This window comes from Legionella rubrilucens, assembly GCF_001468125.1.
Lineage (GTDB): Bacteria > Pseudomonadota > Gammaproteobacteria > Legionellales > Legionellaceae > Legionella_C > Legionella_C rubrilucens.
The window spans coordinates 593-1202 of the sequence record NZ_LNYT01000016.1; the positions used below are offsets into that span (position 1 = coordinate 593).

Below are 610 nucleotides of genomic sequence, written 5' to 3' on the forward strand. Positions count from 1 at the left end.
CACCTTTTCTGCTCATGCTACCAATATATCCCTTGCTCTTTAATAAATTGCGATATTGGTAACTAGTATACTGAGCCCCTCTATCGGAATGAACAATAAGCCCTGATGGAGGTTTTCGCTGCCAAATTGCCATATTCAGAGCATCACAAACCAATGTTGCTTTCATTCTGGATCCCATGCTCCAACCAACCACCTTCCTTGAAAATAAATCCAGAACGACTGCTAAATAAAGCCAGCCTTCTTGCGTCCAGATATAGGTAATATCTGATACGTAGGCTTTATTAGGCTTGTCTGTATGAAATTGCCTATTCAATACATTTTCATAAACCGGTTGCTTATGGTTGCTATTGGTAGTCACCTTATATTTCTTTCGATATCGAACAAAAACTTTGGCTTCTTTCATTAAACTTTGAGCTCGTCTTCGACCTACTGGATAACCTAATGCATTTAAAGCATTCTTCATTCTGCGACTTCCATAACAATACTGGCTCGCCTCAGTTATTTTCTTCACCCAATCAATAACCTCCTCATGTTCAGGATCATCGGGTTTATTTCTCTGGCGTTGCTGATAACTGTAATATCCATGCCGTGTAATGCCCTGGAGTTGGCA

The 610-nt window shown here is 40.2% G+C and carries 1 protein-coding gene; it reads right to left on the bottom strand.

Features of this window, described 5'->3' with window-relative positions; translation table 11 throughout:
- Positions 1–610 (bottom strand): IS3 family transposase (locus tag Lrub_RS07655; RefSeq protein WP_058531611.1); only part of this gene is annotated, 610 nt, incomplete at both ends.